Origin of the sequence: Actinoalloteichus sp. GBA129-24, from assembly GCF_001941645.1 — a bacterium.
Classification (GTDB): Bacteria; Actinomycetota; Actinomycetes; order Mycobacteriales; family Pseudonocardiaceae; genus Actinoalloteichus_A; species Actinoalloteichus_A fjordicus.
In genome coordinates this window covers 2,856,217-2,869,925 of the sequence record NZ_CP016077.1, presented here as the reverse complement: position 1 = coordinate 2,869,925, position 13,709 = coordinate 2,856,217, and the positions used below count along the sequence as shown (strand labels likewise).

The following is a 13,709-nucleotide window of genomic DNA, read 5'->3' as shown; positions in this document are numbered from 1 at the left end:
AGATGGTGCTTCCTATGAGGAGGAACGGATCATGCTGCCGACGGTGACGGCGATCAGCAGCAGCGCGACGCACGACTTCAGCAAGACCGTTCGTGCTGCGATCACGCTGCGGACGGGCACCGGAGTCGAGGGCGACGCGCATCGGGGTGAGACGGTCCGGCATCGCTCTCGGGTGGCCCGCGATCCGAGTGCGCCCAATCTCAGACAGGTCCACCTGATTCACAGCGAGCTGTTCACTCGACTGGCGGCGGCGGGTCATCAGGTGCGACCGGGCGATCTCGGGGAGAACGTCACCACGCGGGGGGTCGAATTACTGGACCTGCCCACCGGGACGCAGCTGCTGCTGGGTGCGGACGCCCTGATCGAGATCACCGGGCTGCGAAATCCGTGTCGCCAGATCGACGCCTTCCAACCGGGCCTGTTGAAGGAGGTCGTCAGTCGCGACGCGGCGGGGGAACTGATCCGGTTGGCAGGCGTGATGGCCGTCGTCCTGGCCGACGGCGTCGTCCGCCCCGGCGATCCGATCGAGGTGCGGCTGCCCGCCGAGCCGCATCACCGGCTGATCCCCGTCTGAGGCCTGCGGGACGTCCCCGCGATGTGCCTGGTGCGGGCACGGCGAGCAGCCTCGCCCGTAGGGCGTCACGCAGGCGGCGCCGCACGGCAGCTCGCCGGGCGGGGCCCACGTGACGCCGTCGACGGGGTGCACTTCGACGACTACTTCTCCCGCTGTCCGGTGCTGCCGCTGTCCGGTGAGCGGGTGTGCACCGGCGGCTCACGAGGAGAACGCGGCACGACGGCGAGACGCGACAGCCTGCCCCGACAAATCCTGTGCTTCGCATCCGCCGCCGAGCCGCGCGGAGGCGGGAATGCGGGCTCGGCATCCGGACACGCTCGACCGGACCCCGCACGCGACCCGTGTCCCGCCGAACCGAGGCCGGGGGCGGTACCTCGCCGACACACGGACCTGCCGCTCGAGGTCTCACCGTTCGGCGACCACCTGTGCATGCGCCACCGTCACGGCGCCGAGTTCGGCGGAGGCCGCCCGCACATCGGCCATGCTGTCGTCGACCTCGGCGGCCAGGACCGTCTCGGGCGGAAGCACCGCAGCGACCGTGCAGAGCAGCTCCCGCGCCACCGAGGGCGCCCCGGCCGCCGTGGGCCGCACGGAGCCGCCGCTGAAGGTCCAGTCCTCGTCCTTGATCAACAGGGCCACGCCCGCAGGCCGTCCCGGTGCGGCGTCCACCAGCACAGCGCCCGTGGCGGCGGCGAGGTGGTTCTCGCGCACCATGTCGACGGTGAGCCGATCGGGCGGGTCGGTGGGATGGACGGCGCGATAGAAGCTCCGATACGCCTCCGCGACCTGCGGATCGTCCAGGGCGGCCGCCCGCCCCCAGCCCGCAGGCCGGGGCAGCCGATCCGCACGCAGTCGACGGATCTCCCCTTCGATCAGCACCCGTCGCAGCCCGAGGACGGACGCGAACGCCGCCGACGGCGTTCCCGGCCGCACCTTGGCTCGGAGCGGACGTCCGTCGGCGGCGGCGAGGTCGCGCAGCGCCGTGACGAGTGCCGCGCCGATGCCCCGCCGCCGAAACGGGGCCGGTACCTCCACATAGGCCCAGAGGCGGCGCGGGTGGAAGCGCGGCGAGAGCAGCGCGCCCACGCCCGCCACCATGCCGTCGACCTCCGCGACGAGGGTCCGCCGCCAGTGCTCACCGCCGCGCGGCGGGCCGATCAGCGCCCTGCCCTGCGCCCAGAGGACGTCGTGCTCCCCTGAGGCGGTGATCGCGGCGACCTCGACGGCGTCCTCGACTGCCCAGGGACGAATCCACATCGCCGTATTCTGTCACCGTCGCCGTGCACGACCTACACACAGCCGTCGCTCTCGGTAGCCGGTCGGACGACGAGCGTCTCGACGATGCGGTGCCGCTCCCGCCGCCCGGTCCGGCGAGCTCGCCTGCCCTCGCCCGTCGATCGCGAAGCCGCCCCGGCGCCGGGGCAGGGGATGGGACGGCGAGACGCGAGGCCCCGACCGAACACCGTGGCGGGCGGCGGACGATCAGGGCCGGACTCGGCTGCTCAGCCCTGCGCCGCCGCACTCACCGACAGGCGCTGGAAGGAGATCGTCTCGTAGGTCGAGTCGACGCCGGTCTCGTAGTAGACGCCGACCTCGTCCGCCGTCAGTGCCACGAGATCCGAGTAGGCCGCAGGCGCCTCGGAGAGAACGGCGCCGTCGGACCAGGTCTCGCCCTCGTCGGCGCTCGACCGCACGGTGAGGCGCTCCCGTCGGTTCGGACTCCCCGGTGCCGCGAGCAGCAGTGGGCCGTCCTGGACCTGGAGCAGACTGCCCTGGACGACCGGGGCGATGACCGCGGGCACCGGCTGGAGCGGGCCGTCGAAGCTCGCGCCGCCGTCGCTGCTGTAGGCGGCGGCACGGTTGCCCGGCGCGGTGCCGTTCTGGTTGCGGGTGTTGACGTAGAGCCTGCCGCCGGGCAGTTCGGCCACCGTCGACTCGTTGCCGTTGACCACGCCGTCCGGAGTGGACTCCAGTGCGCCGATGGACCAGGTCAGGCCGCCGTCGTCGCTGTAGATCAGGTGAGCGTCGTAGTACTTGTCCTCGGTCCCGACGTCGGTGCTGCCCTCGGGCGGCGAGCTGGAGTGATTGGCGGGCACCACCAGGCGCCCCGCATGCGGGCCCTCGCGCAGCGCGATCGCATGCACGGGCCCCGTCGCGTACCACCGCCAGCCGGGCAGCTTGACGTCCTCGGTGATCTCGCGGGGTTCGGTCCAGGTCCGGCCGTCGTCCTCGCTGTGCTGCACCCACACTCGGCGGGAGTCGGGCTCCTCGACCTCGCCCGCCCTGATCTCGGTCTCGGTGACGTCGCCGCCGTTGTGCGTGGAGAGCAGGACGACCCGGCCGGTCTCGGGATCGACCACCGGGCTGGGATTTCCGAAGGTGTTCGGGCCGTTGTCCCCGACCACGGTCAGATCGCTCCAGGTCGCGCCGTCGTCGGCAGAGCGCTTGAGGACGAGGTCGATGTCGCCGCTGTCCCCGCCGCCGTCGCGGCGCCCCTCGGCGAAGGCCAGCAGGTCGCCGCCGGGTGCCCGGATGATCGCCGGGATGCGGAAGGTGTCGTAGCCCTCGGTTCCCGAGGTGTAGACAGCCGACGCGGCGGCGGGGTCGGACGCGTGGTCCGCCTGTGGATCCGCGACGGGACTGGTCTGGCCCGCCGCCGACCAGGTCCCGGCGGTCCCGACGGTCACGGCCGCGACCAGCAGGGTCGATGCGATGCGCGGTAAGGGTCTCATCACGCTCCTTTGAGGATGAGCGGTCGAGTCGCCGCAGTGGACGGCTCGATCGGTCCGGCGACCGAGTCGGACATCCGACATCGGACGTGGGATGTCTAGAAGCTACTGTCGGGGCCTGGCCATGACAACCCCACTCGGTACACTCCGCCCCGAGCAACCGCCTCGATCCAGGGAGCAGTCATGAGCACACGCTCCGGGCGAGTGCTCTCCTGGCCGTTGGTCGTCGTCGCGACGCTCTCCGCGGTGCTCGGACTGTTCTCCGCCGCAGGCGTTCGCACCGGCGTCACCGGCTCGACGACCGGGCAGGCATTCCTCAGCGCCCGCACCGAGTCCGTGGAACGCACCGGTTCCCGTGGCGTGCGCCCGTTCTCGGGCACGGCCTGGCAAGGGGCGCGCACCCAGGTGGGCGGCGGCGTCGTCGAGGAGTCGCCCCACCGGGAGCAGCTCCTCGGTCCCTCGGCCGCTCCGATGCTCGCGACTCCCCGATTCCTCGAACACCGGCCGATCCCGCCGAGCATCCGCGACCTGCGTCCCGCCTGGTCGGCACCCGACAGCAGCCGGGGGCCGCCCGCACCGCCGACCCGCTGAGCCATGACGACCGCCCATGCGGCCGTCTCACTGCTTCCCGTCGCCGCCGCGCAGCGGGAATCCGACCGCGGAGACTCAACGTGTCAGGCACATCAGAACGGCGCGGGCTGTTGGTACGGGGACTGCTGTCCCTGATCGTGCTCATCGCCTCTGGCGCACTGTTGTTCACCACCGAGCCACGGCTGGGGCTGGACCTCGAAGGCGGCACCCAGATCACCCTCGAGGGCATTCCCGGCGACGGCGTCGTCATCGATGACGAGTCGATGAACCAGACGCTGGAGGTCATCCGTCGCCGGGTGGACTCCCTCGGCGTCGCCGAGCCGAATCTGGTCCGATCCGGCGACAACCGGGTCGTCGTCGAACTACCCGGTGTGGAGGACCCCGAGGAGGCCCTGGCCACCATCGGGCGCACCGCCCAGCTGACCATCCATCCCGTGATCGCCGCCGCAAGCCCGGAGGAGGCCGAGGAGGCCGCCGATCCGGAGGCACAGGCGACCGAAGAGCTGGTCCTCACCGACGAGAACGGCGCGGCGCTGCGACTTGCGCCCGCCGCCATGACCGGCGAGGCGATCAACCGCGCCACCGCGCGGCTGGACGGCCAGACCGGCCGAGGCTGGTACGTCGGTCTCGACTTCGCCGATGCGGGCGGCTGGGCCCAGGTCACCGGCCAGGCCGCCTGCGCCCCGTACGGCGACCCCGCCCGACGGGTGGCGATCGTGCTGGACAACACGATCATCTCCGCCCCCGAGGTGCAGGGCGACACCACCTGCAACGTCGGCATCACCGGCGGCGGCGAGACCTCGATCACGGGCGACTTCAATCAGGAGGAGGCCGAGCAGCTCGCCCTGCTGATCAGCGACGGTGCCCTTCCGGTGCCCGTGGAGGTCGTCGAGCAGCGGACCCTCGGCCCGACACTGGGTCAGGACGCCATCGACGCCAGCATCACCGCCGCCGTCATCGGCATCAGCATCACCGGCCTCTTCCTGATCTTCGTCTACCGGCTCGCGGGCCTGATCGCCACCATCGCCCTCACCGCCTACACCGCGATCGCCTTCGGCCTGCTGCTGGCGATCGGCGCCACGATCACGCTGCCCGGCCTCGCGGGATTCGTGCTGGCGATCGGCATGGCGATGGACGCCAACGTGCTGATCTACGAGCGATCTCGTGAGGAGTACGCCGCCGGGGTCGGCACGAAGTCGGCGAAACGCCGGATGAGCAACGCGGTCAACGGCGGCTTCAAGGGCGCCATCACCGCCATCGCCGACTCCAACATCACCACCCTGCTGGCGGCGGCGCTGCTGTTCGCACTGGCCACCGGCCCGGTACGCGGCTTCGGCATCACGCTGAGCACCGGTGTCATCGCGTCGATGTTCAGTGCCCTGGTGCTCAGCCGGGTGCTCCAGCAGCTCGTGTTCCGAGGTCCCGTCGCCCGGCACCCCAAGATCAGCGGTATCGCGCATCTCGGGCGACTGCGTCAGTGGTTCGAGCGGAGGTCTCCCGACTTCCTGAAGAACTGGCGCAAGTGGATGATCGCCTTCGGGATCGTGCTCGTCGTGGTCGGCTCCGGCCTCGCCGTGCGCGGGCTGAACCTCGGCGTCGACTTCACCGGCGGCCGCTACATCTCCTACCAGGCCGAGCAGGAGCCCGACCTCGGTGCGGTCCGCAGTTCGCTCGAACAGGCGGGCTTCGACGACGCGGCGGTCTCCGGCGCCGACGGCAACGGCCTCACCATTCGCACCGGCCCGCTGGAGGAGGAGCGGGTCGGCGAGATCCGCGAGGCCGTCATCTCGGCGGTGGGTCCGGCCGAACAGCTGCAGAGCGACCTGATCGGCCCGAGCCTCGGCGAGGAGCTACGAGATCGAGCGATCCTCGCGCTGTTGCTGGGTGCGCTGGCCCAGGTGATCTACCTGTCGTTCCGGTTCGACTGGCGGCTGGGCCTTGCCGTGATCGTCGGACTGGCCGCCGACGTGGTGTTCCTGCTCGGCGTGTTCGCCTGGACCGGCAGACTGGTCGACGGGGTGTTCGTCGCCTCGATGCTCACCGTGATCGGATACTCGGTCAACGACTCGGTCGTCGTCTTCGACCGAGTACGCGAGCTACGCGCCGATCGACCCAAGGATCCGTTCTATCGGGTCGCGGGCGCCGCGGTGCTGCAGACCATGCCACGAACGGTGAACACCGGCATCGGTGTCTTCGCGGTGCTCGGCGCGCTGTTGTTCCTCGGCAGCGGCTCCCTGGTCGACTTCGCCCTGGCCGTGATCATCGGTGCCGTGATCGGCAACGTGACGACCATCGTGGTCGCCGCGCCGCTCGCGATCGGCCTCGATGCGAAGTGGCCGGGTGCGGCGAGGGTCCGCAAGAAGAAGAAGCGAGACGAGCACGGCAGCGGAGCGGTCGTCTAGCCTCTCGCTCATCGCTGATCACTCGGGCCGCGTCGAAGTCCTTCTTCGACGCGGCCCGACGCGTTGCGGGTCACGGCAGCCTGCGCGGCGCCGGCCCGGCCGCCACGGAGGATCAAGGCTGGGGAAGATCGAGCCGAGCCGGCGAGCGGCGGTCGGGAGCGGGGTACACCGGACAGCACACACGAATCGAGGCACCAGCAGGTTCACGCCGATCGGCGCGGGCCGCTACGGGCACCCGGCGGACCCGCATGGCGGGGTGCTCGAGTCCGGGGCGCTCGAGTCGGGGTGCTCAGTCCGACACGGTGGGCATGGACGCCGCAGCCCGCAAGGCGGGCGCGAGAGCACCGGGATCGTCCAGCCCGCCGCGATGCAGCACATCACCCGGCAACGCGAGCAGGGAGACGGCGAGCCCGAGGAAGTAGGCGTCGAGCCTGCCCGCCTCCTCGTGGCGCAGGGTCCGGCCCGCCTCGCGGTGCAGCGCGACCGCCGAGTCGATGTTGGCGGTCACCATCTCGCCGAGGGCGGCCCGGATGCTCGGCCTGCGCACGGCCTCCAGATACAGCTCCACCAGGGCGAGGAACTGAGCGCGACCGTCCAGCGTGGAGCGGACCAGCATCGCGCGGTATAGGTGGTCGACGTCCTCGGCGGTGACGACCTCCGGCCGCTGCTCGTGCAGTGCCCGCACGGCAGCGCGATGCTGTTCGGACATGTGTGCGGCGATCGCCTCCATGAGCGATTCTCGGCTGGGAAAGAGGTCCGCCGTGGTGCCCTCGGGCTGCGCGGCCTCGCGGTCGACCGCACGATGGGTGAGCCCGCGACCACCCTCGCGGGCGAGGACCTCGATGGCCGCCTCGGCGAGCAGCGCGCGGCGCGATTGCCGTTCGGGCATTCCTTCTCGTCAGCTCCTGTTTCCCGGCGTGTCACGTATTCCGACTACCCTGTGCGACCTTACTGGGTCGAAGATCAAGCGGGACCTGCGACTTCATTGATCACATTCCGTCACCGATGTTCTCGACTCCCGACCAGGACAGGACGTGTCACGATGAAGCCGCCGTCTGCAGATCGAGGACCGAAGGGCGACGAGGAGCGCGGCGGAGCACTGCGCCGTCGGCTGGGCACCGGTGACGCGGTGTTCGTCGGCCTTGGCGCGATGCTCGGCGCCGGCGTCTTCACCGCCTTCTCGCCTGCGGCCCGCGCGGCCGGAACGCTCGTGCTGCTCGCACTCGCGCTGGCGGGCTTCGTGGCGGTGTGCAACGCGATCTCCTCGGCTCGGCTGGCCGCGCGATACCCGGTCGCGGGCGGAACCTACGTCTACGGGCGGGAACGACTCGGACCGTTCTGGGGCTACCTGGCGGGGTGGTGCTTCATCGTCGGGAAGACGGCGAGCTGCGCGGCGATGGCGCTGACCGTCGGGTTCTATCTGTGGCCGGAGCAGGCCCGACCGGTCGCGGCGGCGACGCTGCTGGCGCTGACCGCGCTGAGTCTGTTCGGCGTGCGCCGCGCCCTGTGGTTCACCAGGATCGCGGTCGTGTCGGTACTGCTGGTCCTGGTGTTCGTCGCGATCGCGGCCGGGTGGGGCGACCCGAGGCCCGTCGGCGTCGTCGCAGGGGCGGCGGCGGCGCCGAGTCCGGGCGGGTTGCTGGAGGCCGCCGGGCTGCTCTTCTTCGCCTTCGCAGGCTATGCACGCATCACGACGCTGGGCGAGGAGGTGCGAAGTCCACGACGGACGATCGGCCGCGCCGTGCCGATCGCGCTGGGCATCACGTTGATCGTCTATCTCGGCCTGGCCTCGACGCTGCTCGTGGGCGTCGGCGCCGACGCGGTGGCAGGGTGGTCGGACCCGCTCGCGTCGGTGGTCGCGGCCTCGGACCTCGCCGCGGCGACGCCGTTCGTGCGGGCGGGGGCGGTGCTGGCGGCCGGGGCAGCGCTGTCCGCCCTGCTGCTCGGCGTCTCGCGAACGGTGCTGGCGATGGCGCGGGATCGCAGGCTGCCCGGCGTGCTCGCCGAGGTCGACGCCCGGCACGGGGTGCCGTTGCGGGCCGAGCTCGCGGTGGGCGTGGTGGCCGCGGCCGCCGTGCTGACGGCCGATCTCCGCGAGGTGATCGGCTTCTCCTCCTTCGGAGTGCTGGTCTACTACGCGATCGCCAACGCCGCCGCGTGGACGCTGAGTCGGGCCGAGCACCGGCCGCCGCGACCGCTGGCGGCGGCAGGCCTGGCGGGCTGTGTGCTGCTGGCCCTCAGCCTGCCGTCCCGCTCGGTCCTCGGCGGGCTGATCCTGCTCGCGCTAGGTGTTCTCGGCTGGGTGTTCCTGGCCCGATCCGGCAGCCGGCGAATCAAGACGAACGACCCGCATAGTACAAGCGGTGAATTAATTCGATCGGCAGACCAGAATCCGACGAATGGCTGACTCAACCCTCTTCACAGCCAGCACAGAGGGTGCCTGAACATTCTTTCTTCGCCATCGCACACGTCCTATGCCCGTCGCCATAGCACAGTATTTCGCAAGAATAAAGACTGTGTTAACACCGAATGCATTCACATACTTGGGGCCGCCCCGAAGAAAGTGGTCGGGCTCTCCTGGCGGCGGGAGAGCACGGTCACCGTCTCGCCATGTCCAGAAAGGACTCGCATGTCATCGATACGCCGTCGCGCACTGGGGCTAGCCCTCGGTGCAGCGCTGCTGGTGCCACTGGCGGGGGTCGCTCCGGCGGTCGCCCAACAGGCAGACCAGCAATCGCCGGACGCGAGCCCCCGGCTCACCCAGGTCCCCGAGGACCTGACGCCCTTCGCCGAGGCAGCGGGCGACTTCGAGAAGATCCAGCTCACCGAGGACGTCGGCGAGCCGATGGCCTTGGCCGTCACCCCGGACGGCCGCGTGCTGATGACCGACCGACGCGGCATCATCAAGATCTTCAACCCGGACAGCTACAACGTGACCACCGCCGCGGAGATCCAGGTCTACGCAGGCGAGGAGGACGGGCTCCAGGGCATCGCCGTGGACCCCGACTTCGAGGAGAACGGCTGGGTCTACACCTATTACTCCCCACCGGACCCCGAGCCGCGCAACCGCCTGTCCCGATTCACGCTCGAAGGCGACGTGATCGACCGCGACAGCGAGCAGATCATCCTGGAAGTGCCCACGCAGCGCGACCTGTGCTGTCACGTGGGCGGTGACATCGACTTCGACTCCGAGGGCAACCTGTACCTGTCCACCGGAGACAACACCAACTCCTGGGCCTCCGACGGGTACACCCCCATCGACGAGCGCGAGAGCCGGTCGGCCTTCGACGCGCAGCGGTCCTCCGGCAACACCAACGACCTGCGCGGCAAGCTCCTGCGCATCCACGTCGAGGACGACGGCAGCTACACCATCCCCGAGGGCAACCTGTTCCCGGAGGGCACCGAGGGCACCCGCCCCGAGGTCTACTACATGGGCCTGCGCAATCCCTTCCGATTCAGCGTCGACCAGGAGACCGACCGGATCTTCCTCGGCGTCGTCGGGCCGGACGCGCGGGACGGCAACCCCGAGCGGGGTCCGCACGCCTACGACGAGGTCTACCTCATGGACGGCCCCGGCAACGGCGGCTGGCCCTTCTGCATGGGGCCCAACGAGCCCTACCGGGACTACGACTTCGCCACCGGCGAGTCCGGCCCGGCCTTCGACTGCGACGCCCCGGTCAACGACTCCCCCAACAACACGGGCCTGACCGACCTGCCGCCCGCCACGCCTGCGGACATCTTCTACACCTACGGCTGCTCCGAGGAGTTCCCCGAGATCTCCTGTGAAGGCGGCAACTCCGCCTTCGGCGGGCCGGTGTACCGCTACGACGAATCGCTCGACTCGCCGACCAAGTTCCCCGAGTCGTACGACGGCGCACACTTCTTCTACGAATACTCAAGAAACTTCGTGGCGGACGTCCGGTTCGACGAGAACGGCGACTACTCCTCGATGACGCCGTTCCTCGAGGAATTGGACTTCAACCAGCCGATGGACATGGAGTTCGGCCCGGAGGGCTCGCTCTACGTCATCGAGTACGGCGGCGGGTTCTTCACCCCCGGCACCTACGCCGGGCTGTACCGGATCGACCACACCCAGGGTGTGCAGTCCCCGGACGTCTCGCTGGCCACCACCGAGACCTCGGGCGAAGCCCCGCTCGAGGTGACCTTCGACGCCACCGGCACCTCCGACCCCAACGGCGGCGACCTGACCTACGCCTGGGACTTCGAGGGTGACGGCGTCGACGACGCCGACGGCATCACCGGCACGCACACCTACACCGAGGCAGGCGTCTACAACGCCAAGCTCACCGTGACGAACTCGGCGGGCCGGGAGACCGTGCGCCGGGTGACGATCACGATCGGCAACTTCGCTCCGCAGGTCGAGTTCACCACTCCGGGCGACGGAAGTCTCTTCGAGTGGGGCGACCGGGTGGCCTACGACGTCTCGGTGGAGGACCAGGAGGACGGCAGCATCGGGGACGGCATCAGCTGTTCCGCCGTCACCGTGCAGACCGCGCTCGGCCATGACGTGCACGCCCACCCGCAGAGCAACATCCAGAACTGCGAGGGCGTCACGACGATCCAGGAGGACGGCGGACACGGCGGCGACGCCAACCTGTTCTACGTGCTGCGCTCCAGCTACGAGGACCGAGGCAACGAGGGCGTCGCAGCCACCTCCGGCGAGCACGAGATCATCCTCCAGCCCAAGCGCAAGCAGGCCATCTACCACGACGGCTCCGAAGGCGTGGAGACCATCGACGACGAGGCCGCCGAAGGCGGTCGCGCCCTGGGCAGCGTGCACGCGGGCGACTGGGTCTCCTTCTCCCCATACAACCTGTCCATGATCGACTCCGTGCGGCTGACCGCGGCAGGCCTGGCGGGCGGCACCGTCGAGCTGCGGGCGAACGCACCCGACGGCGAGCTCATCTCCTCGACCGAGGTCCCGGCGGGCTCCGGCGAGTACGTCGAACTCGACCCGGTGGAGATCACCGCGCCAGAGGGCACCTTCGAGCTGTTCGTGGTGTTCGACGGCGAGTCCGATCAGGAACTCCTGAACCTGAACTACTTCGAGTTCGACGGTCTCGGCGCGGCAGGCCCCAGGGTCATCCACGCCGAGTCGGACGTGTCGCGAGGCGCCGCACCGCTCACCGCCAACCTCACGGTCTCCGGGGAGGCGCTGCCCGAGGGCACCACCTTCGCCTGGGATCTGGGTGACGGGAACACCGCCGAGGGCGCGGCCGTGTCGCACTCCTACGAGGCGACCGGGGAGTACACGGCCTCGGTGACCGCCACCGACGCCGACGGCGTGGTGCGGGGCACCGCCGAGACGGCGGTGTCGGTCTTCGATCCGATCGACGGCACCATCGAGGTCACCCCGGAGTCGGCCGAACTCGAGACCCGGGACCAGCAGCAGGTCTCGGCGACGTTCACGCCCGGCGAGGGAACGCCCGCCGACAGCCCGGTGAGCATCGAGGTCTACCGGTCCTCCCCCGCCAGCGACCTCCCGCCGGGACACACCGAGGGTGAGCCCTACGTCCGCGTCGAGCAGCACATCGCGGAGCCCGACGAGAACGGCACCGTCGCCTTCGACTACACGAGCACGGTCGGCGCAACCGACCACATCGTGGCCTGCCTCGGCTACGGCGGCTCGTGTGTGCGGGGCGAGAGCCTGGTCGTCACCGACGACGGCCCGGTCAACCTCCGTGACGACCTCGCACTCGACGACGGCGTCGTGACCTGGCAGGCCACCGCCGACGAAGAGGGCTGGATCACCCTGTACGACGGCAAGAGCCTGGCGGGCTGGGACCACGTCGGTCAGGGCGGCTTCGAGGTGACCGAGGAAGGCCTGTTGGCACCGCAGTCCGGTGGATTCGGCATCCTCTACTACGCCGACGCCGAGTTCGAGGACTACGTCATGGAGGCGGAGTACGAGAGCTTCAGCGTCAGCGCGAACTCCGGTCTGTTCCAGCGCTTCCCCGACCCGCAGGGCGACGCGGGCGTGCCCGGTCGTGAGGGCTACGAGGTCGCGATCCTCGACCGCGTCGACGACGTGGTCAACCGGACCGGCTCGATCAGCGGCCTGATGGCGGCGAAGTACCTGACCGCCAAGCCTCCGTACGGCGGCTGGAACCTCTTCGAGATCGAGGTCACCGGCGATCAGTACAACGTGGTCCTCAACGACCGCGTGGTCACCGAGTACACGGGCGACGGAAGCCGGGGTCAGGGCGGACACATCGGGCTGGAGAACAGCAACTCCAACCAGCTCCACTTCCGCAACATCCGGATCAAGCCGACGGGTGACGGCGGCGGTGAGGACACGACGGCTCCGGTGACCACGGCGAGCACCACGCCGAGCGAGCCCGACGGCCAGGAAGGCTGGTACACCACCAGCCCCGTCCAGATCACCCTCGAGGCCACCGACGACGCCAGCGACGTCGCCACCACCGAATACCGCATCGGCAACGGCGACTGGACCACCTACGAAGAACCCCTCACCCTCACCGACGACGGCACCCACACCGTCGACTACCGCTCCACCGACACCGCAGGCAACACCGAAGACACCCAGACCCTCGACATCGCCCTCGACACCACCGCACCCACCACCGAGGCCACCTTCCCCGACTCCTCCGACGGCGGCTGGCACGACGGTGAGGTCACCGTCGCGCTCGCGGGCACCGACGAGGGCAGCGGAGTGGCCAGGACCGAGTGGAGCCTCGACGGCGGCGACTGGACCGCCTACGAGGAGCCGGTGTCGGTGTCCGGCGAGGGACCGCACTCGCTGCTCTACCGGACCGTCGACGTGGCGGGCAACGTGGAGGACGAGAAGGCCGCCACCATCCTCATCGACCCCACCGCACCCACCCTGGTGGTCGCGGGCGTGGCCGATGGACGGGTCTACGGCGACGCCACCGACCTCGTCCTGCACTGGCAGGCCGAGGACAACACGTCAGGGCTGGACTCCGTGATCGGCACCCTCAACGACGAGGACATCGACTCCGGCGACTACGTGGCCCTGTACCAGCTCCCGCTGGGCATGCAGGAGCTCTCCGTCACCGCGACGGACCTGGCGGGCAACACCACGGAGCAGACGGTGGCCTTCGCCACCACCACCTCCACCCGCGACATCAGCCAGCTGATCGACCGATTCCGCGCCACCAACCGACTCTCCCTCACCGCCACCACCCAGCTCCGCACCCAACTCACCACCGCGCGGCTGGCCGAGGCACAGGGCGACGACCACGCCACCATCGAGGAGCTCCAGACGCTCCAGACCCTCGTGGCGGACACCACCCTCGTCACCGCGGAGGACATCCGCAGCACCCTCGACCGCGACATCCAGGCGGTCATCGACACCATCGAGGGAGTGGCGGTGACGGGCGCCTCGGACAACGCTGTCGAGTGAGGCGCACG

At 70.1% G+C, this 13,709-nt stretch carries 8 protein-coding genes; 5 read left to right on the top strand and 3 right to left on the bottom strand.

The window, feature by feature from the left end; genetic code table 11:
- The first annotated feature begins 31 nt into the window (after positions 1 to 31).
- Positions 32 to 574, top strand: coding sequence for an MOSC domain-containing protein (locus UA75_RS12825; RefSeq protein WP_075740437.1), 543 nt, complete (start codon positions 32 to 34; stop codon positions 572 to 574).
- A gap of 405 nt (positions 575 to 979) precedes the next feature.
- Here UA75_RS12825 and UA75_RS12820 read toward each other — a convergent pair whose 3' ends face one another.
- Positions 980 to 1,831: a GNAT family N-acetyltransferase gene (locus UA75_RS12820; protein WP_075740436.1), complete on the bottom strand. Its 852-nt coding sequence runs from the start codon at positions 1,829 to 1,831 to the stop codon at positions 980 to 982.
- A 245-nt stretch (positions 1,832 to 2,076) separates the two neighbouring features.
- Positions 2,077 to 3,306: a sialidase family protein gene (locus UA75_RS12815; protein ID WP_075740435.1), complete on the bottom strand. Its 1,230-nt coding sequence runs from the start codon at positions 3,304 to 3,306 to the stop codon at positions 2,077 to 2,079.
- 180 nt (positions 3,307 to 3,486) lie between these two features.
- On the opposite strand from UA75_RS12815, the gene UA75_RS12810 reads away from it, so the two are divergent.
- Positions 3,487 to 3,894, top strand: coding sequence for a hypothetical protein (locus UA75_RS12810; protein WP_157434147.1), 408 nt, complete (start codon positions 3,487 to 3,489; stop codon positions 3,892 to 3,894).
- 80 nt (positions 3,895 to 3,974) lie between these two features.
- On the top strand, positions 3,975 to 6,296 hold the full coding sequence (gene secD, locus UA75_RS12805) for a protein translocase subunit SecD (protein WP_157434146.1): 2,322 nt from the start codon (positions 3,975 to 3,977) through the stop codon (positions 6,294 to 6,296).
- 289 nt (positions 6,297 to 6,585) lie between these two features.
- Here the strand turns inward: secD and UA75_RS12800 are convergent, their stop codons facing one another.
- On the bottom strand, positions 6,586 to 7,185 hold the full coding sequence (locus tag UA75_RS12800; RefSeq protein WP_075740433.1) for a TetR/AcrR family transcriptional regulator: 600 nt from the start codon (positions 7,183 to 7,185) through the stop codon (positions 6,586 to 6,588).
- Between the two features lie 153 nt (positions 7,186 to 7,338).
- On the opposite strand from UA75_RS12800, the gene UA75_RS12795 reads away from it, so the two are divergent.
- Both UA75_RS12795 and UA75_RS12790 read left to right on the top strand, forming a co-directional pair.
- Positions 7,339 to 8,703: an APC family permease gene (locus UA75_RS12795; RefSeq protein WP_075740432.1), complete on the top strand. Its 1,365-nt coding sequence runs from the start codon at positions 7,339 to 7,341 to the stop codon at positions 8,701 to 8,703.
- A 222-nt stretch (positions 8,704 to 8,925) separates the two neighbouring features.
- A complete protein-coding gene (locus UA75_RS12790; RefSeq protein ID WP_083690683.1) occupies positions 8,926 to 13,701 on the top strand; it encodes an OmpL47-type beta-barrel domain-containing protein in 4,776 nt (1,591 codons plus the stop codon).
- The last annotated feature ends 8 nt before the right edge of the window (positions 13,702 to 13,709 follow it).

Coding starts and splice junctions, on each gene's coding strand:
- UA75_RS12810 (WP_157434147.1), top strand. CDS start 3,487: ATGAGCACACGCTCCGGGCGAGTGCTCTCCTGGCCGTTGGTCGTCGTC.
- UA75_RS12825 (WP_075740437.1), top strand. CDS start 32: ATGCTGCCGACGGTGACGGCGATCAGCAGCAGCGCGACGCACGACTTC.
- UA75_RS12800 (WP_075740433.1), bottom strand. CDS start 7,185: ATGCCCGAACGGCAATCGCGCCGCGCGCTGCTCGCCGAGGCGGCCATC.
- UA75_RS12790 (WP_083690683.1), top strand. CDS start 8,926: ATGTCATCGATACGCCGTCGCGCACTGGGGCTAGCCCTCGGTGCAGCG.
- UA75_RS12815 (WP_075740435.1), bottom strand. CDS start 3,306: ATGAGACCCTTACCGCGCATCGCATCGACCCTGCTGGTCGCGGCCGTG.
- UA75_RS12820 (WP_075740436.1), bottom strand. CDS start 1,831: ATGTGGATTCGTCCCTGGGCAGTCGAGGACGCCGTCGAGGTCGCCGCG.
- UA75_RS12795 (WP_075740432.1), top strand. CDS start 7,339: ATGAAGCCGCCGTCTGCAGATCGAGGACCGAAGGGCGACGAGGAGCGC.